Raw genomic sequence first — 18,807 nt, 5'->3', positions numbered from 1 at the left:
GAGGAACGTCGTGACAAAAAAATGCCGCCGACAGCATCGGCGGCATGACCAGCAGACAACGGAAAAATTCGGAACACGTCGGGGGAAATAAAACCCCGGCCATCCTAGCCGGGAGTTGGCACGGCGCATCCCTCGCCGCACTTTCATCCTAGAGCCTGCTCGGTCATTTGCCTGTCAGAGATCACCGACACGCACTGTGCGTGAAACGCGGCGCGCACAGGATGGTCGTCAGGCGAACTCCTCGGTATCGATGTCCGCCTGCTGGGCTTCGCTGTAGCGCCCGCCCCTGACCTGATCGGGGGTCATCATCGCGTTCAGCCGGGCGAGCGACGCGTCGTCCAGATACCGCGTTTCCGCCGCCAGGTTCTCACGCATGTGCGCGATGTCGCGCGTGCCGGGAATGGGCACGATATCGGCCCCCTGCGCCGTCACCCACGCCAGCGCCAATTGCCCCGGCGTCATCGACAGCGCCTCAGCGAGCGCGGTGAAATCCGTCAGCAAGCGCTGGTTATGCGGGTAATGCTCGGCACTGAAACGCGGCATACCGCGTCGCATGTCGCTTTCTTCCAGACGCGCCGGATCCGGGACTGCATCCGCGAGAAAGCCTCGGCCCAGCGGGCTGAATGCCACCAGCGTAGTGCTCAGTTCACGGCATGCCGCAAGCAAGGCGATCTCAGGATTGCGCGTCCACAGTGAGTATTCCGACTGTACCGCCGCCACCGGATACTCGGCATGGGCACGACGCAGCGTCTCGGCGGAGACCTCGGACAACCCCACGGCACGCAGCTTGCCCTCCTCGACCAGCCGCCCCAGTGCCCCGACGCTCTCCTCGATGGGGACCTGGCGGTCCATGCGATGCAGGTAATAGAGATCCAGTCGATCGGTCCGCAGACGCTGCAGGCTCGCCTCGCACTGGCGACGCAGCGTCTCGGGGCGACCGTCGATCACCTTGCGGCCGAGCGCCGGGTCGATCGCCATGCCGCATTTGCTGGCCAGCAGCAACTGATCGCGTCGTCCCTCGAGCGCCTTGCCCACCAGCGACTCGTTGGCGGTCGCGCCATAGAGGGTCGCGGTGTCGAAATGCCGATAGCCCATCTCGAACGCCGCCTGCAACGCTCGTACGCCTTCGGCTTCCGGCACCGGCGCCCCGTAACCATGGGACAGGTTCATGCAACCGAGCCCGATGGTCGGTGACGCGACTTCCTCGAGCAAAGACAACATGTTCGGCATGGAGAAATCCTTGTACGCAAAAAGAACACGACCGGTCGACGACCGGGATGACAGAGCCCCAGCTTAGCAAGAGAACACCTTCCCGGGGTGCGCTGTCATCCCACACCGGAACGTGTCCGCTTTCCTGGCGCCAAGCCACAGGCTGACGCGCCATGCCCCCAAGACCGCCGCCCTCAGGAGCCGATCCTGTCTTATCAACATCTCACGAGTCAGAGACGCCCGCGCAATTGTCGCGATACAGATCGGCATTCGCGTCCAACGCCAATCGCTTGGTGGCACTGTTGTAATAAAAGGATCCGGTTTCGCCGTTGGCAAGCGTGTAGTCACCGCATACGCCATAGCCCTTGTTGACGCGAATCGAGTGTGAAAGCTCGGCAGGCGTCTGACTTTGGTGTTCTTCCGCTATGGCCGTGGCGATGTGAGTATCACGTTGCGCCTCGGAATAGGCCTGACCACCGAAGATCAAGCCGGCAACGGCGAGAATGGCAACCACTGGAATCCATAGATTGTGCATAGCAGTGTCCGTTAAAGGCGTAGAACCTGGCGTCATGGCATAGCTTTTCGACCACAGATGCCGAGTGGCGGAGGACAAACGGGGCCTTGCTAGAAGCTCGAGGACCAGGTCGAGGGATTTTTTTCGTCTTCCTGCAGCTGCGAGCCGTACTCCACCCCATGCTTGTGTAGATAATCACGTATCAGCTGCCGCACGACTTGCGATGGCGTCAGGTCCTGTAAGGCACACAACTCCTCGAAGGCGCGTTTCTTCTGTGGGTCTATCAGCAATGTGAGGCGAGCCGTTTTCTTTTCCATGAGCATTCTCCTCTTTTATTAACATCAAATGTTAATGCCATGGCCTTCATGTCGCAATGCCCTGCGCTATTCCGAGAGCAGGTATGCGTCTACGTTTGCACCTGATTATAACTGCATGTTAATGTCATTAACATAATCATCCTTCCTCATACCCAATGCTCCGCTCGACACCACCATGGTGAGGGGCATGACAGCGAGGGGCATCGTATGTCACGCCAAAGGTTTTACGTGGACTTGCCCAGCATCTCTTCAGGACTTCGCACGGCATGGCGGAGCGGGTACGGCCTCGCCGATTTACGCAAAGATGTGATGGCTGGCCTCACCATCGGCACCGTGGCCGTGCCACTCTCGATGGCATTGGCGATCGCGACAGGTGTTCCTCCTCAGCACGGCCTTTACACAGCCATTGTGGCCGGGGCCATCATCGCGTTGACCGGCGGCTCGCGTTTCAATGTGTCAGGCCCGACCGCCGCTTTCGTCGTCATTCTGTTCCCGATTGTCCAGCAATACGGTCTCGGCGGATTGCTCATCGCCTCGATGATGGCCGGCATCATCCTGGTGGTCCTGGGGATTACCCGAATGGGCCGCCTGATCGAGTTCGTGCCTTACCCTGTGGTTCTTGGCTTCACGGCCGGGATTGCAGTCGTCATCGCGGTCCTGCAGATTCCCGATTTCCTGGGGTTGAGCGTCGGACAGCTCGGTGAGCATTTCGTCGAAAACCTGGGGCGGATCGTCGCCTCGCTGCCCACGCTCGATCCTCTCGAGTTCGGCATTGGGGTATTGGCTCTGATTGTCATGTTGCTATGGCCACGCTTGCATGTCCCCATTCCCGCGCCTCTTGTCGGGTTGATCGCGGGCGCTATCGCGGCTTACGCAGCCAATCAGTGGTTCGCCAGCGAAAGCGCACCGGCCGTCGAGACGATTGCCTCCCGCTTTACCTGGGAGGCCAATGGCGAGACGGGAACGGGGATTCCCCCGATAGCGCCGTCCTTCACGGCTCCCTGGCTGCTACCAGGTCCCGATGGCGCTCCATTGGAGCTGAATTTCGAGCTGATTCGAGCGCTGCTGGGGCCCGCCTTCGCCATCGCCATGCTAGGCGCCATCGAATCACTGCTATGCGCGGTGGTATCGGATGGCCTGACCAAGACCAAGCATGACCCCAACGCCGAGCTGGTTGGCCAAGGGCTGGGCAACATCGTGGCACCACTCTTCGGTGGCATAACGGCCACGGCGGCTATTGCCCGGACGGCGACCAACATCCGCAGCGGCGGGCGCTCCCCCATCGCCGCGGTGGTGCACTCCGTCGTGGTACTGTTGGCCGTCATCGCGCTCGCCGGATTGCTGGGCCTCGTTCCCATGGCCGCACTGGCGGCGCTGCTGTTCATCATTGCCTGGAACATGAGCGAAGCGCGTCATTTCCTGCACACCTTGCGCTCGGCGCCTCCCGGCGACGCCCGCCATCCTTGTCACCTGTTTCGGCCTGACCGTTCTGTTTGACATGGTCCTGGCCGTCGCAGTCGGCATGGGGTTGGCCGCAGCACTCTTTATCCGCCGCATGGCCTTGCTGACCACGACCGATCGCCTCGAGGCAGAACGGCACCCTGCCGTCACCGGGCTGCCTCCAGAAATGGCGGTGTACGAAATCAATGGTCCCTTGTTCTTCGGAGTGGCCGAGAAGGCCCTCACATCCCTTCATCGAGTGGACCGTCAGGTCCAGACCGTCTTGATAGACATGCGCAAGGTTCCCAGCATGGATGGCACGGCCATCGTCGCCCTCCAGTCGCTCATCGGCGAAATGCATCGCGAGGGAGTGGCTCTAATCCTGGTAGGGTTACCCACACGCATTATCGTCAAGCTGCGCCGTGCAGGTATTCGAAAAGTCGCTGGAATGCTGACCTACCGTAGCGACTTGCAATCGGCCAGAACCGTCGCGCTACGTTGGCATCACGAGCGACACGAAATGGATCGCAACACCGACTGAGGCATGACAATGAGCCAGACGATTGCAGTACTGAAGGGGGATGGCATAGGCCCCGAAATCATGGAGGCGACACTCAGCGTCCTGAATGCACTGGACTGTGGCCTGCAATATGAATTTCTGGATGCCGGGCTGACTGCGCAGGAAACGCATGGACAGCCAATGCCCGCTGAGACGATCGCAGCGATAAGAAAGCACCGCATAGCACTGAAAGGCCCCTTGACGACGCCGATCGGTAGCGGAATATCGTCCCTGAATGTCCAGCTGCGCCGTGAATTCGATCTTTATGCCAATGTTCGCCCAGCGATCAGTTTCCCTGGTACTCGCTCACGCTATGACAATATTGACCTGATCACGGTACGCGAGAATACCGAGGGTGCGTATCTCTCCGACGGGCAGAGCCTCTCCGATGATGGCGAGACGGCATTCTCCAGCATCCGAGTGACTCGCCGGGGATCGGAGCGCATCGTGCGCCATGCCTTCGAACTGGCACATCAACGCAATCGGAAAAAAGTCACGGCCGTTCACAAGGCCAACATCATCAAGACCAGTTCCGGACTTTTCCTCGATGTCGCCCGTGAGGTAGCGAAAGAATATCCGGACATCGAGTTCCAGGAAATGATTGTCGATAACGCCTGTATGCAGCTGGTGATGAACCCTCACCAGTTCGACGTTATCGTCACGACCAACCTTTTTGGCGACATCCTCTCGGATCTCTGTGCCGGGCTGATCGGCGGCCTGGGGCTGGCACCGGGCGCGAACATTGGCACAGAAGCCGCTATTTTCGAGGCGGTGCATGGCTCGGCGCCGGATATCGCCGGGCAAAAGCTCGCCAATCCATGTGCACTGCTATTGGCCGCTGCGGATATGCTCGATCACTTGGGCATGGTGGATAAAGGAGCCCGGATTCGTCGAACGATCCGGACGGTGCTGGAAACGGCTCGAGATCGAGTGACACCTGACATGGGCGGAACCGGGACTACCGATACCTTTGCCGAGGCTTTGGTCGCCCACCTGCATGACCGATAAGCCGCATGACTCTGATCGCAGCTCCTGAGACATCCGTTAGCCAAGGCTATTGGCATTCAGAGTCTGCATGCAGCGGATGAGCAGCGAGCCCCGGCTTGGCGCGCCTTTCCGGGGTGCGCTGTCACGCCACACGGTCGCGTGTCATTGCCGTGATCTCCCTCGCCTATACTAGCTGCAGATTCGACGCGCCTCCGGCAGCGGCATGCGCATCAACGGCGTCACGAATCATGCCCTGGCGAACGGAGCCGCGAGCCTCATGAACATGTCCCACCGCAAGCGTCTTTTTTCAGCCCTGGTGCTCGCCGCCCTGGCGGGCATCGCCGGGATTGCCGCCTGGCAGACGCTGCGACCCGGCGACGATGAGAACGTCATCGCACGTGGCAACGGCCGCATGGAGGCGACCGAAATCGACATCGCCACCAAACTGGGTGGCAGGGTCGCCGAGATACGGGTCGGAGAGGGTGAATTCGTCAGCCCCGGCCAGATACTGGCCCGCATGGACACGCGAGCGCTCGAGGCGGAATCGCGCCAGGCTCGGGCCGAGCTGCAGCGCATGCGCAACGCCTTGCAGACCGCCCACGCTCAGGTGGCTCAGAGCGAAAGCACCAAGGCCGCCGCGGAAGCCGTCGTGCATCAACGCCAGGCGGAACTGACGGCGGCACGCAAGCGCCATGAACGCTCCCAGGCGCTGGTGCAGCGTCATTCCATCTCCCGCCAGCAGGCCGACGATGATCTGGCGGTCATGCAAAGCGCGGAAGCCGCGCTGGCAGCGGCCCGGGCCCAGGTCGCGGCGGCCCAGGCGGCCATCGTCGCGGCCCGCTCCCAGGTCATCGAGGCGCAGTCCGCCATCGACGCCGCCGACGCCAATGTGGCGAGAATCCAGGCGGATCTCGATGACAGTCGGTTGCAGGCCGATCGGCTGGCCCGGGTGCAATATCGCGTGGCGGAACCTGGCGAAGTCCTCGCCCCCGGGGGCAAGGTGCTCAACCTGATCGACCTGACCGATGTCTACATGACGTTCTTTTTGCCCACCTCGCAGGCCGGCCGCGTGGCGCTGGGCGATGACGTGCGCCTGGTGCTGGATGCCGCTCCGGAATACGTGATTCCCGCTCGTGTCAGCTTCGTCGCCAGCGCCGCCCAGTTCACACCCAAGACGGTGGAAACCGCCAGCGAGCGGGACAAGCTCATGTTCCGGATTCGCGCACGCGTCGATCCGCAGTTGTTGAAGGAGCATCTCGAACAGGTCAAGACCGGCCTTCCCGGCATGGCCTATCTCAAGCTGGCGCCCGACGCCGCGTGGCCCGCGTCCTTGCAGGTGAACCTGCCGCCATGAGTGAAGACCTCATCGCCCGGCTGCGCGGCGTCAGCCTGCGGTATGCCGCGACCACGGCCCTGGCCGACGTGGACCTGGACGTTCCGGCCCGGCGCATGGTCGGCCTGATCGGTCCCGACGGCGTTGGCAAGTCGAGCCTGCTGGCGCTGGTGGCCGGTGCTCGACGCCGCCAGCGAGGCAACGTCGAGGTGCTCGGCGGCGACATGGCGAACGCCAGGCATCGTCGCCTGACGGGACCGCGTATCGCCTACATGCCACAGGGCCTCGGCAAGAACCTGTATGCGACCCTGACGGTGCGCGAGAATCTCGAGTTCTTCGCACGTCTCTTCGGCCAGAACCAGGCCGAGCGAGAAGGCCGCATTCTCGACCTGACCCGCAGCACGGGACTGTCCGAGTTCCTCGAGCGCCCCGCCGGCAAGCTCTCCGGCGGCATGAAACAGAAGCTGGGCCTGTGCTGCGCGCTGATTCACGATCCCGACCTGCTGATCCTCGATGAGCCCACGACCGGGGTCGATCCACTCTCGCGGAGCCAGTTCTGGGAGCTCATCGCCCGTCTCCGCCAGCAACGTCTTCACATGAGCGTGCTCGTCGCCACCGCCTACATGGACGAGGCCCAGCGCTTCGACTGGCTGGTGGTCATGAACGAGGGCCGACTACTGGATACCGGCACGCCCCGGGCCCTGCTCGAACGCACCCGCTGCACGACGCTGGAAGCGGCCTTCATCCAGTTGCTGCCCGAGGACCAGCGCCGCACGCATCAGCAGCTGGACATTCCCCCGCGACGCACCAACGACGAGACCGCCATCGAGGCCCATGGACTGACCAAGCGATTCGGCGATTTCACCGCCGTGGATCACGTCGACTTTCGCATCGCCCGCGGCGAGATCTTCGGCTTTGTGGGTTCCAACGGCTGCGGCAAGTCGACCACCATGAAGATGCTCACCGGACTGCTGCCTTTCGAGGCAGGCCAGGCCCGGCTGTTCGGCCAGCCGGTGGCCCCCGACGACATCGCGACCCGGCGGCGCATCGGTTACATGTCGCAGGCCTTCTCGCTGTACAGCGAACTCAGCGTGGGCCAGAACCTCGACCTGCATGCTCGGCTCTTTCAGCTGTCGGAAGACGACTACCGCCAGCGCCGCCCTGCGCTGCTGACCCGTTTCGACCTCGAGCACGTCGTCGACCGGTTGCCCGGACGCCTGCCACTGGGCGTCCGCCAGCGTTTGTCGCTGGCGGTGGCGGTGCTCCATCGTCCGGAAATCCTGATTCTCGACGAACCCACCTCCGGCGTCGATCCGATCAACCGCGACGACTTCTGGCATCAGTTGGTACAGATGTCGCGGGAGGACGGCGTCACCATTTTCATTTCCACCCATTTCATGAACGAGGCCATGCGCTGCGATCGCGTCGCGTTGATGCATGCTGGCCGGGTGCTCGCCACCGACACCCCGCAGGCGCTGATCGCAAACCGAGGCAGCGATACACTGGAACAGGCCTTCATCGGCTATCTGCGCGACGCCGCCTCGCCTGGCGCATCGACCGGCGCCGCTCCCATGGCGCTTTCCGCCTCCGACACGGCCATGAACGATACGCCGCCACCGCGTTTCAGTGGCCGGCGACTGCTCAGTTACGCCCGGCGCGAGAGCATCGAGCTACGCCGCGACCCGGTACGGGCCACCATGGCGATGATCGGTACCCTCGTGTTGATGTTCATCATGGGGTACGGCATCAACATGGACGTCGATCGTCTCGCCTTCGCCGTGCTCGACCGTGACCAGACCACGACCAGCCAGCACTATGCGCTCAACCTGTCCGGCTCGCGCTACTTCCAGGAAAAGGCACCGCTGCAGAGCTATGCGGATCTGGAAACACGCCTGCGCAGCGGTGACATCAGCCTCGCGGTGGAAATACCGCCCGATTTCGGGAGGCGGCTCAAACGCGGCGACTCGCCCCAGGTGGCGTACTGGATCGACGGCGCCATGCCGAGTCGCGCCAATACCATCCGGGGGTACGTGGTAGGCATCCACGATGCCTATCTGCAGGAGCTGGCGCACGGCATGGGCACGCGCGCCGATAGCGGGCAGGTCGACATTGCGCTGCGCTATCGCTACAACCCCGACGTGCAGAGCTTGCCGGCCATGGTGCCGACGATCATGTCGCTGTTGCTGATGATGATTCCGGCCATGCTGACCGCGCTGGGGGTGGTGCGCGAGAAGGAGCTCGGCTCCATCACCAACTTCTACGTCACGCCGGTGACACGCCTGGAATTCCTGATCGGCAAGCAACTGCCCTACGTGACGCTGGGCCTGGTCAATTTCCTGCTGCTGGTGCTGCTGTCGATCCTCGTGTTCGATGTGCCCCTCAAGGGCAACCTGCTGACCCTGACCCTGGGCGCATTGTTGTACGTGATGTGCGCCACGGGGCTGGGATTCTTGTTCTCGACGCTGTTCAACAGCCAGATCGCCGCCATCTTCGGCACCACGATCGGCACGCTGGTGCCGGCGCTGCAGTTCTCGGGCATGTTCAACCCTGTGGCCTCTCTGGAAGGCACCTCTGCCGTGATCGGACAACTCTACCCCACCACCCATTTTCTGCTGATCTGCCGGGGCGTGTTCTCCAAGGCCCTGGGATTGGCTGACTTGTATCCCTACTTTCTGGCCTTGCTGGCAACGCTCCCCGTGCTCGGCGGGCTCAGCCTCGTTGCCCTCGGCAAACAGGAGAAGTGACATGCCAAGGCCTGCCAACGTCCTGCATCTTGGCATCAAGGAACTGCGCGCGCTGTTGCGCGATCCGGCGATGATGACGCTCATCGTCTATGCCTTCACCCTCAGCATCTATGCCAGCGCCACCAGCGTACCGGAGATTCCGCACCGGGCGGCCATCGCCGTGGTCGACGAGGACCGCTCACCCGCCTCCGAGCGCCTCCTGGATGCGTTGCAAGCCCCTTATTTCCTCGCCCCGCAACGGGTCGCGCACGAGGAAATGGACGCCGGCATGGACGCGGGTCGCTACACCTTCACCCTCGACATTCCGCCCGGCTTCCAGCGCGACCTGCTCGACGGTGAAACGGTCACGCTGCAGCTCAACGTCGATGCCACCCAGATCAGCCAGGCATTCACCGGTGCCGGCCACCTGCAGCAGATCATTCACAGCGAGGTCGCCGCCTTCCTCGATGGGCCGGGCGCCACGGGCGAGCCGGCAGTGCAGGCGGTGATACGCGCGGCCTACAACCCCAACCTGATCGAGTCCTGGTTCGGTGCAGTGAACGACGTCATCAATCATGTCACCATGCTCTCGATCATTCTCACCGGCGCGGCGCTGATCCGCGAGCGTGAGCATGGCACCATCGAGCATCTGCTCGTGATGCCGGTCACGCCCTTCGAGATCATGCTGGCCAAGGTCTGGTCGATGGGACTGGTGGTACTGGTGGCCTCGACGCTGGCCTTGCATCTCGTGGTCCATCGCTGGCTGGGGGTGCCGCTGGCCGGCTCGTTCGCCCTGTTCCTGCTCGGCACCATGCTGCATTTGTTCGCCACCACCTCAATGGGCATCTTCTTCGGCACCGTGGCGCGCTCCATGCCGCAACTCGGGCTGTTGATCATCCTCACCCTGATCCCGTTGCAGATGCTCTCCGGAGGTACCACGCCCCGGGAAAGCATGCCGGCGTTCATCCAGGACATCATGCTCGTCGCGCCGACGACCCATTTCGTGATGCTGAGTCAAGGCATCCTTTTTCGCGGCGCGGGGTTATCGGTCGTCTGGCCCCAGTTCGCAGCCCTGATGGCGATCGGCACGCTATTCTTCACCTTCGCCCTTTCCCGGCTGCGGAAGTCGCTGGGATGAGCAGGCAGGCACCGATCGTGATCGACATCAAGAAATACCCAGCCGAATGCCACTCAACGCGACTATCCTGTCAAGAGATACCCCAGGTGCCTGACGACCATGCAAGAACGAAAAACGAGACTGGAAACGCTACGACTGGAGTTGCTGGAGCGCATTCGTCACTACGAGGCCCACCAGCACCGCACGAGTGGTGCCTTGGACAAGGATCTCGATGACCAGGCGCTGGAGGTCCGCAACGACGAAGTCATCGCGCGACTGGAAGACGAGGCCAGGACGGAGCTGGCCCAGGTGGAACGCGCTCTGGCACGGCTCGATACCGGCGTCGGAGATCATTGCGAGATATGTGGCGGTTTGATCGCGCCCGAGCGACTCGAGGCTCTGCCCTACACGACGCGCTGCAAGGCGTGCGCCGACCGCTGAGGTCGCCCTGCCGCCATCGCGAATCGGCAAGCGACTGATGGCCCCATGAAAGCGCGGCAAGGCATTGCCTTGCCGTGCGAACGCCTCAAGCCTTGATATGCAGCTTTCTGCGGTGGGCTTCCTTGAGCTTGGGCAAGGTCACCTCGAGAATGCCATTCTTGAAAGTGGCTTCGGCCTTGTCGGCATCGATGTCACAGGGCAGATCCACCGTACGCATCACGCTGCCTTGCGATATTTCACAGCGATAGTAATCGCCTTCTTCCTTGCGGCTTTCCCGGTGGCTTTCTCCCTTGATCGTCACCGTCCTGTCGGTGACCGACACATCGACGTCCTGCGGCTCGATCCCGGGTATTTCCGCCCGCAATATCACTTCCGCGTCCTTGTCGAGTATATCGACCCTGGGCATGGTCGATTTCAGTCCCGTCAGACGCTCCCAACGGTGGGGAAGCATCCAGTCCCGGGCAAACAGGCTATCGAACATGCGATCCAGCTCGCCGAACGGACTCATGGCGCGAGACCTGACGACCTGATCGTCGGAGACGGCCGGCGTACTCTGAACACTCGTTGCGGCTTCCTTGAACTTTTTATCGGACATGACATACCTCTCTTGCTGTCAACCAGCCGTGGAATGTGTCCCAACAAACGCGCCCCTTGGCGCTGTAAAAAAATAGTCCATCCGCAAAATATAAGAATTTGATCCAGATCAAGCACTGCACATATATCGCAACCCGTGACACGCCCGATACATCCCTTCACCGATCCTCCACAAAACACCGTTACCAGCGGGTTCGGAAAGGTTTATACCAGTCAGAGGCCGGCGCAAAACAACCCGACGACATCACCGACATGACATCGAGCGCAAGAAAGCGTCACCCGATCAGGCAACGGGGACTATTCTTGACGATGTCATCCATGCAGTGTTGATCGAGTGGAACGATTCTGTGGAATTCAAAGACTACTACCAGACGTTGGGAGTCGACCGGGACGCGGCCATCCCCGACATCAAGAAGGCCTATCGCAAGCTGGCACGCAAATACCATCCCGACATCAGCAAGGAGCCCGATGCCGCCCTGCGCATGCAGGAGATCAACGAGGCCAAGGCGGTGCTCACCGATCCCGAAAAACGGGCCGCTTACGACCAGCTTGGCGAGCGCTATCATGCCGGACAGGACTTCCGACCGCCGCCGGATTGGGATGCGGGTTTCGAGTTCTCGGGCGGCGGTTTCGAGGATATCGACCTGGGCGAGTTCAGTGACTTCTTCGCCAACTTGTTCGGTCGAGGAGGCCCGCGAACGTATCGCGGCCATAGCATGCAGGGCGGCGACCGCCATGCCAGAATCTATGTCGACCTGGAGGATGCCTACCGCGGCGCGGTTCGTACCGTGACGCTGCACGTGCCGCAAACCGATGCCCAGGGGCACGTCTCGGTTCGCGAACACAACCTCAAGGTACGCATTCCCAAAGGCATCAAGGAAGGTCAGCACATTCGGCTGGCAGGCCAGGGGCAACCCGGCATTGGCGGCGGCGAGCCCGGCAACCTCTATCTCGAAGTGCACTTCACACCGAACCCGGACTACCGCGTCGAAGGTCGGGATGTCTTCGCGACGTTGCGGGTGGCTCCCTGGGAAGCGGCGCTCGGCGCCGCCATCGACGTGCCCACGCCCTCGGGTCAGGTCCACCTCAAGATCCCCAAGGGCTCGCAGGGCGGGCGCAAGCTACGCTTGAAGGGACGTGGCCTCCCCGGCGACGAACCCGGTGATCTCTACTTCGTGCTGGAGGTCGTGCTGCCGCCGGCCCATACCGACAAGGCCCGCCGCCTCTACGAAAGCATGGCACGCGACATGCCGTTCAACCCACGCCAGACGAGACAAGCCAATGGCTGAATACAATGCAATCGAGGCCGAGGTGCTCGACGACGCCCGCCTGACGCTGGAAGAATTCGCGCGTGCCTGCGCCGTCGAGCGGCAATGGGTCGTGGAACGCGTGGAAAGCGGCATGCTTGGCGACGGCACACGCTACCTCTCCCAGTGGCGCTTTACCAGCCATGACCTGACCCGCGCCCGCCGTCTGCGCCAGATGGAGTTCGACTTCGACGCCGAACCGGAACTCGCCGCCCTGGTGGCCGACCTGTTCGAGGAAGTGGACCATCTGAGAGGACGCCTTCGCGCGGCCGGCCTGAAGCTCGAATGACCCACAACGACGCGCCCTGTGGCAGATGGAGCCAGCCAGGCACACGGCAGGCTGCGTCATTCAGCTTGACCGCCATGGCAAATCATCAAGAAATACAGTGTCGTTACTATCTAATTGTTCAATCAGCAGTTCCCGCCATTTCCAGCACGGCAGCCCCCTGCAACCTGCCCTCCTTGAGGTCTCTGAGTGCCTGGTTGGCGGCATGAAGCGGATACCGCTCTATATGGGTGTCGATTGCGACTTTTGAGATCAGGCCAAGGAAGTTTTCACCGTCCTTACGGGTCAGGTTGGCGACCGAGCGCAACTGACGCTCGCCCCAGAGCAGCGCGTAGGGAAAGGTGGGAATGTCACTCATATGAATGCCACCACAAACGACCACCCCGCCTTTACGCACGGCGCGCAGCGCAGCGGGTACAAGCTCACCTACGGGTGCAAATATGATCGCTGCATCCAATGGCAGATCGGGCAGTTGGTGGGAATCCCCTGCCCAGATTGCCCCCATGTGACGCGCAAATTCTTGCCCTTCCTCGTCTCCCGGTCGAGTAAAGGCATACAATTCGACGCCCTGCCATAAAACAACTTGAGCCACGATATGAGCTGCAGCGCCAAAGCCATAGATGCCCAGGCGTTGCAGGCCACTGCCGCACATGTTTAAAGCACGGTAGCCGATCAGGCCAGCACACATTAACGGTGCCGCTTCAGCTGCATCGCAATCAGGATTGACAGGAAGGCAGAAGCGGTGATCCGCCAGGGTATAGTCCGCAAAGCCACCATCAATTTGATAACCGGTAAAGCGGGCCCGGTCACATAGGTTTTCTTGCTCGTGCAGACAATACCAGCACTCACCACAGCTGTACCCCAGCCACGGAACGCCCAGGCGTACCCCATGAGAGAGCGTGACGCCGGGGCCACAACCCGCAACGCGGCCAATGATTTCATGTCCAGGGACGATAGGATAGAGAATGTCCGGCAGCTCACCATCCAACAAATGCAGGTCGGTGCGGCATACTCCACAGGCTTCAACCTTGAGCAACACCTGCCCAGGGCCAGGTACAGGAACAGGTCGCTCCCGCTCTTGAAGTGGCCCACCTCTTCTCTCGAGTACCATGGCCTTCATGTGGTTCATTCCTGAGCCTTGATATCACTGAACAGTCTCGACCGTGTGCCCACCTGGTCGAGATTGCTCCACTCCCCCGACAAGAACCAGAACCTTGATGGTTAGAGCATGATATCTCTTGTCAAAAATCCTCATGTGAAAATTGATAAAAACATTGACCCATATCAACCAAGCGCTATAAAAAATTGTCATGAACCATCTGGCTGCATCTAGACTTGGCTGTGACAGGACACCAAAGCGATCCAGAATGGGGCAGGCTCCAGGCTTTCCAGCACGATCAACCAGTTATGCAAAGCCATAAAGACTAGATTCTGCTGTCAGCCTGCCAACAGAATCAGACCAAGGCTGGCATCGTCCATCATCAATAACAAAATAATAAAACCATTTTTAATTCAAGATTCAATCCAGCCTCATATATGAATGATCCCCATCAACATCAAGGCCACCAGATAACGCCGCAAGAAAAAACCTTCTATACTGAATACTCTTTCACCAAGGAATAAGGCGATGAACAAGTCGAAACAGCCTGAAACGCCTTTACAACCTGCCAGCACCGATAGTCCGTACTTGTGGTGGTATCAACCTTGGGGAGAGGCCATCGACTCGACGGTCAAGCTGCAGGGTATATGGCTGGAAACATGCAACGATATCGCCCGTCATGAACTCGAGTTCCTCTCGACCATGGCGACTTCCTGCAACAAGCTCACAAATTGCATGCTGGGCCTCGGCGGGCAACTGACACTGGCTTCGATGGCGTCCTGCTATCACGATATCGGCAACGACATGGCTGAAGCCACCCTGAAACGCACACGCATGGTCACGGAGCTCAGCGACGATTTCATTGAGCGCATCTGGAGCGAAATCTGAGCACTCGGCAGTCGCAATGCCTGGTGGGCCTTCTGACTGACCGAGCGTTCAGAGCCGATCTTGTGTATGTCGCACGTCTCCCCACGGAGCCAGCCAGGTAAACGGCAGGCCCGTTGGGCGGCAACCGGTCACCCCCACCCTGACGTTAACAGCCATCATATCTCCCGCGTTTCATTCCAGATGCGCTCGCCTATCCATTGGTCCTGCTGCCGATTCTGCTGATGATCGTACCGATATCAGCGGCTTGTACGGAGTGGCTCTCGACCAGCCTGCGTTCCTGTCACTGACATTGGCACTGACCGTGCTCGTGCTGGCCCCCCCTCCACGCACTCATCAGTGAGAGGCACCAGCGTCTAATACGATAGGCGTAGAGCTCGGAGTCGCAGGATAGTCGACGGTGAGCCGCAGGTGCTGATAAAACGTGAATGGCTACACAAGGAAAAGGAACTGGATATCGGTCTACCGACCAACGCCTGTTCCGATACGTACCGGCCAACGATAAAAGTGATAAATCGAATGGATGCTCTCATATCGCTCGCTCCCCCCATCGCCGCCGTCGTGCTGGCGCTGCTTACCCGCCGAGTCAATATCTCGCTCTTCCTGAGTATTTTACTGGGCGCCTGGATCGTTGCAGGCAATCCGATTTCCGCCGTTGGCCAGACGTTCGACTGGTTCGCGGAGGTGATGACCGATGAATGGAATGCGCGCTTTCTCGTACTTGTCTCCTTGCTCGGCGCCGGCGCAGCCTTCATGCATACCACCGGTGGCTCCCAGGCCTTGGCCAGGTGGCTTTCCGGCAAGGTTTCCTCCTCGAAAGGCTCGCTGCTGCTCACCTGGCTGCTCGGCGTCGTGATCTTTTTCAACGACTACGTCAATTCCGTCATCGTGGGAAACGCCTCACGAGACCTGACGGCCAGGCACAACGTCTCGAGGGAAAAGCTGGCCTGGACCATCGATGCAACATCCGCGCCGATGGCGACCCTGGGTCCCGTCTCCGACTGGATCGGTTATCAGGTCTCGCTCATCGCCGGTGCATTCGCCGTGCTCAGCTTGACCGGAGAACAACCCTACTGGGCCTTCCTGCAGTCGATACCCTGGAATTTCTATGCCCTGCTGTGTCTCGCCTCGGTGCCCATGATCCTCCTCATGGGCGACTTCGGCCCCATGAAACGCGCCGAGCGTCGCGCACAAGAAACCGGCGAACTCGTCGCCCCCGGCGACAACCCGTTATCCAGCGTCGAGGAAGACCTGGGTGAGGTCCCTGAAGACCGGGGACGCGTCTGGAATTTCTTGATTCCGCTTGTGGTACTCATCGGCGTCGCGTGCTGGGCACTCTGGTACACGGGCGGCGGCAACGAAGGCAAGCCGCTGATGGAGGCCATCGCGGATACCGATGTCAGTGTCTCGCTCAGTTGGGCCGCGTTCGCGATGGTCGTTGTCGGGATCGTCATGGCGCTGCTTCAGCGACAATCGCTGGAAGCCTGCGAGAACACCTTGCTGGCGGGCTTCAAGACCATGCTGCCGGCGCTGGTCATCATGGTGCTGGCCTGGTCGATCGGCACCGTCACCGGCGCGCTCGAAACCGGCGATCACGTCATCGCAGCGACGGAGAGCTGGCTATCGCCGACGCTACTGCCGATCCTCATTTTCGCAATTGCCATGGTGATATCTTTCTCGACCGGCAGTTCCTGGGGTGCCATGGCGATTTTGACGCCGATCGGGGTCCCCCTGGCATACAACATCGGCGACATGACACTCGTGAGCATGGCGATCGGCGCTATCTTCTCCGGCTCGATTTTCGGCGATCACTGCTCGCCCATCTCGGACACGACAGTCATGGCCTCGATCTTCTCCGGCTCCGACCACGTCGCACACGTCAAAACCCAAATCCCCTATGCGCTCGTTCCGGCTTCCGTGAGCGCCCTGCTCTACCTCGGGACGATCGTCATCGCATCCCCTTATATCTTGCTGGCTGTCGGGCTGGTCCTGCAGGCCGTGATCATCAAACTCTTGGCCTCGAGACGCACCTGACGCGAAAAAGCGGACGCAGGGTTAACCAAAGTCGCATCCAGACGCTCCCGGAAATGCCGATATGACAATCACAAGAAGCATTCACTCTGTAACGGGAGCTCGTCTGGATGGCTACGACAAGACGCGGGACGCACCGAGGTATTTCGCTAAGCCTGCAGGGCAAGGTTCTGCTGCTGGTACTCGTTCCATTGTTGCTGACGACGATGACGTTGATCGGGGTGGTCGCCTACGATCTCGTCCAGGCATCACGCACCGCCCTGGCCGAGCAGCGCGACATGTTGGTCGAATCGCGCAAGGCCGCCGTACAGAACGTCATCGAGACTGCCAAGTCTGCCATTGCACCGATCGTCGCCGAGGCCGGCCCCAACGACGCCGAAGCCAAGGCCCGCGCCAAAGAGATCCTCAGCAGCATGCGCTTCGACGGCAGCAACTATGTCTTCGTCTACGACTATCAAGGCACGACTCTGGTGCAACCCTTGAAGCCGGAGAGCATAGGCAAGAACGCCCTCAAGACCCAGGACAAGCATGGCAACCTGCTGATCAGCGACATGATCGACCTCGCCAAGCAGGGTGGCGGCCATTACCAGTACGCCTGGCCGCATCCGGACAGCGGCGAGGTCGAAACCAAGTATTCCTACGCCACCGGGATCGACAAGTGGAACTGGATGCTGGGCGCCGGTACTTATGTCACCGGAATCGACGAGGCCATGGTCGCTGTCGAGGCCACTCAAGCTGCCGAACTTCGCAAAGTTCTGATCGTTACCGTTCTGATCGGTGCAGCCATTTTCGTCACCGTTGCGCTCATCGCCTACTGGCTGACCCGGCGCACCATCCAGCCCATCCGTCGCACCGCCCATGCCATGCAGGACATCGCTCAAGGCAAGGGAGACCTGACTCGGCGACTCGCCATTGAAAGTCGCGACGAGGTCGGCGAACTGGCGGCCCAATTCAATGCTTTCGTGGCACGCATGCAAGAGACCCTGCGCGATGTGCGAGCCAGCACCGCTCAGGTCTCTCACGCCTCGGAAGAAATCGCCCGCAGCAGCGAAGAATTGGCAACACGTACCGATCAGGCTGCCGCCAATCTGCAGGAAACCTCGGCCTCGATGGAAGAGATCACCTCCACCGTCACGCAGAGTGCCGACTCGGCACAACAGGCCAATCAGTTGGCCCAGTCCACGGCCGACGTGGCGCGCCGCGGTGAGGCCTCGATGAGCCAGGTCGAGCGCACCATGAACGACATCAACGCCTCGGCGGCCAAGATCGGCGAGATCATCACCATGATCGATTCGATCGCCTTTCAGACCAATATCCTGGCCCTCAATGCCTCGGTGGAAGCGGCCCGCGCCGGTGAGCACGGCCGCGGCTTCGCCGTGGTCGCCGAGGAAGTACGCACGCTCGCCCGCCGTTCCAGCGAGGCCTCGCGGGAAATACGCGAGCTGATCGACACGTCCGTCACGTACACTCGCTCGGGGGCCGAACTGGTGCGCAATGCGGGCGAGACCATGCAGGAGATCGTCACCAGCGTGGCCCGCGTCACCGATGTGATCGGCGAGATCAGCGCAGGCGCGCGTGAGCAAAGCAGTGGCATCAGCCAAGTCAATGTCGCGGTGACGGAAATGGATACCATGACCCAGCAGAACGCCAGCATGGTCCAGCATACCTCCGCCAGCGCCGACGCCATGCGCGAACACGCCCAGCGTCTGAGCCGGTTGATCAACGGCTTCGTACTCGGCGAAGACGAGGAAGCGGTGACATCCCGCCCATCGGCTTTGCCGACGGCAGCACACTCGACGCCGGCGCGACACGAGCGAAGCAAGTCGCCGGTACCCAGCGAGGGGGATGACTGGGAAGCGTTCTAGCGGTGATCGAGACGCCTATCCGATGAACTGGCGACTGAAGGTCCGGGAGGGCCTTCAGTCAGTTCATGCTGGCGGGGACATTCCACGGCCCCAGCGTGGC

General features: G+C 61.1%; 17 protein-coding genes. 12 read left to right on the top strand and 5 right to left on the bottom strand.

Annotated elements, in window-relative coordinates; all coding sequences use genetic code 11:
• Positions 1–228: 228 nt before the first annotated feature.
• The 3 genes from CSAL_RS07300 to CSAL_RS07290 all read right to left on the bottom strand — a co-directional run bounded on the left by CSAL_RS07300 (position 229) and on the right by CSAL_RS07290 (position 2,040).
• Entirely contained in the window at positions 229–1,230 is a 1,002-nt protein-coding gene (locus tag CSAL_RS07300) for an aldo/keto reductase (protein ID WP_011506737.1), read from the bottom strand.
• A 202-nt stretch (positions 1,231–1,432) separates the two neighbouring features.
• On the bottom strand, positions 1,433–1,744 hold the full coding sequence (locus CSAL_RS07295) for a hypothetical protein (protein ID WP_043558164.1): 312 nt from the start codon (positions 1,742–1,744) through the stop codon (positions 1,433–1,435).
• Between the two features lie 89 nt (positions 1,745–1,833).
• Positions 1,834–2,040: a ribbon-helix-helix protein gene (locus CSAL_RS07290; protein WP_011506735.1), complete on the bottom strand. Its 207-nt coding sequence runs from the start codon at positions 2,038–2,040 to the stop codon at positions 1,834–1,836.
• Between the two features lie 207 nt (positions 2,041–2,247).
• Here CSAL_RS07290 and CSAL_RS07285 point away from each other — a divergent pair, with 207 nt between their 5' ends.
• From CSAL_RS07285 to CSAL_RS07260, 7 genes are all read left to right on the top strand, one after another.
• Positions 2,248–3,537: a SulP family inorganic anion transporter gene (locus tag CSAL_RS07285; protein ID WP_244846529.1), complete on the top strand. Its 1,290-nt coding sequence runs from the start codon at positions 2,248–2,250 to the stop codon at positions 3,535–3,537.
• Between the two features lies 1 nt (position 3,538).
• Complete coding sequence (locus CSAL_RS17710) at positions 3,539–4,021, top strand: STAS domain-containing protein (RefSeq protein ID WP_244846526.1); 483 nt, start codon at positions 3,539–3,541, stop codon at positions 4,019–4,021.
• 9 nt (positions 4,022–4,030) lie between these two features.
• The gene (locus CSAL_RS07280) at positions 4,031–5,047 is read left to right on the top strand and encodes an isocitrate dehydrogenase (protein ID WP_011506734.1); all 1,017 of its coding nucleotides are present in this window, start codon (positions 4,031–4,033) and stop codon (positions 5,045–5,047) included.
• A 256-nt stretch (positions 5,048–5,303) separates the two neighbouring features.
• Positions 5,304–6,380, top strand: coding sequence for an HlyD family secretion protein (locus CSAL_RS07275; protein ID WP_011506733.1), 1,077 nt, complete (start codon positions 5,304–5,306; stop codon positions 6,378–6,380).
• Complete coding sequence (rbbA, locus tag CSAL_RS07270; protein WP_011506732.1) at positions 6,377–9,103, top strand: ribosome-associated ATPase/putative transporter RbbA; 2,727 nt, start codon at positions 6,377–6,379, stop codon at positions 9,101–9,103. Before CSAL_RS07275 ends, rbbA begins: the two co-directional genes overlap by 4 nt.
• A gap of 1 nt (position 9,104) precedes the next feature.
• A complete protein-coding gene (locus CSAL_RS07265; protein WP_011506731.1) occupies positions 9,105–10,220 on the top strand; it encodes an ABC transporter permease in 1,116 nt (371 codons plus the stop codon).
• Between the two features lie 99 nt (positions 10,221–10,319).
• Positions 10,320–10,640, top strand: a complete 321-nt coding sequence (locus CSAL_RS07260) for a TraR/DksA family transcriptional regulator (protein ID WP_011506730.1) — start codon at positions 10,320–10,322, stop codon at positions 10,638–10,640.
• Positions 10,641–10,725: 85 nt separating this feature from the next.
• Here CSAL_RS07260 and CSAL_RS07255 read toward each other — a convergent pair whose 3' ends face one another.
• A complete protein-coding gene (locus CSAL_RS07255) occupies positions 10,726–11,235 on the bottom strand; it encodes an Hsp20/alpha crystallin family protein (protein WP_011506729.1) in 510 nt (169 codons plus the stop codon).
• A gap of 346 nt (positions 11,236–11,581) precedes the next feature.
• Here CSAL_RS07255 and CSAL_RS07250 point away from each other — a divergent pair, with 346 nt between their 5' ends.
• Entirely contained in the window at positions 11,582–12,523 is a 942-nt protein-coding gene (locus CSAL_RS07250) for a DnaJ C-terminal domain-containing protein (RefSeq protein ID WP_043558162.1), read from the top strand.
• Complete coding sequence (locus CSAL_RS07245; protein ID WP_011506727.1) at positions 12,516–12,830, top strand: chaperone modulator CbpM; 315 nt, start codon at positions 12,516–12,518, stop codon at positions 12,828–12,830. Before CSAL_RS07250 ends, CSAL_RS07245 begins: the two co-directional genes overlap by 8 nt.
• A 118-nt stretch (positions 12,831–12,948) precedes the next feature.
• Here the strand turns inward: CSAL_RS07245 and CSAL_RS07240 are convergent, their stop codons facing one another.
• On the bottom strand, positions 12,949–13,947 hold the full coding sequence (locus CSAL_RS07240) for a zinc-dependent alcohol dehydrogenase family protein (protein ID WP_011506726.1): 999 nt from the start codon (positions 13,945–13,947) through the stop codon (positions 12,949–12,951).
• Positions 13,948–14,454: 507 nt separating this feature from the next.
• On the opposite strand from CSAL_RS07240, the gene CSAL_RS07235 reads away from it, so the two are divergent.
• The 3 genes from CSAL_RS07235 to CSAL_RS07225 all read left to right on the top strand — a co-directional run bounded on the left by CSAL_RS07235 (position 14,455) and on the right by CSAL_RS07225 (position 18,707).
• Positions 14,455–14,814: a hypothetical protein gene (locus CSAL_RS07235; RefSeq protein WP_011506725.1), complete on the top strand. Its 360-nt coding sequence runs from the start codon at positions 14,455–14,457 to the stop codon at positions 14,812–14,814.
• Positions 14,815–15,222: 408 nt separating this feature from the next.
• Positions 15,223–16,845 carry a Na+/H+ antiporter NhaC family protein gene (locus tag CSAL_RS07230; RefSeq protein WP_222832155.1) on the top strand — a complete coding sequence of 541 codons (1,623 nt, stop codon included), beginning with the start codon at positions 15,223–15,225 and terminating at the stop codon, positions 16,843–16,845.
• Positions 16,846–16,952: 107 nt separating this feature from the next.
• Positions 16,953–18,707: a methyl-accepting chemotaxis protein gene (locus CSAL_RS07225; protein WP_011506723.1), complete on the top strand. Its 1,755-nt coding sequence runs from the start codon at positions 16,953–16,955 to the stop codon at positions 18,705–18,707.
• Positions 18,708–18,807: the final 100 nt, after the last annotated feature.

The sequence above is a fragment of the Chromohalobacter israelensis DSM 3043 genome (assembly GCF_000055785.1).
Classification (GTDB): domain Bacteria; phylum Pseudomonadota; class Gammaproteobacteria; order Pseudomonadales; family Halomonadaceae; genus Chromohalobacter; species Chromohalobacter israelensis.
This window is presented reverse-complemented; position numbering and strand designations above follow the sequence as displayed.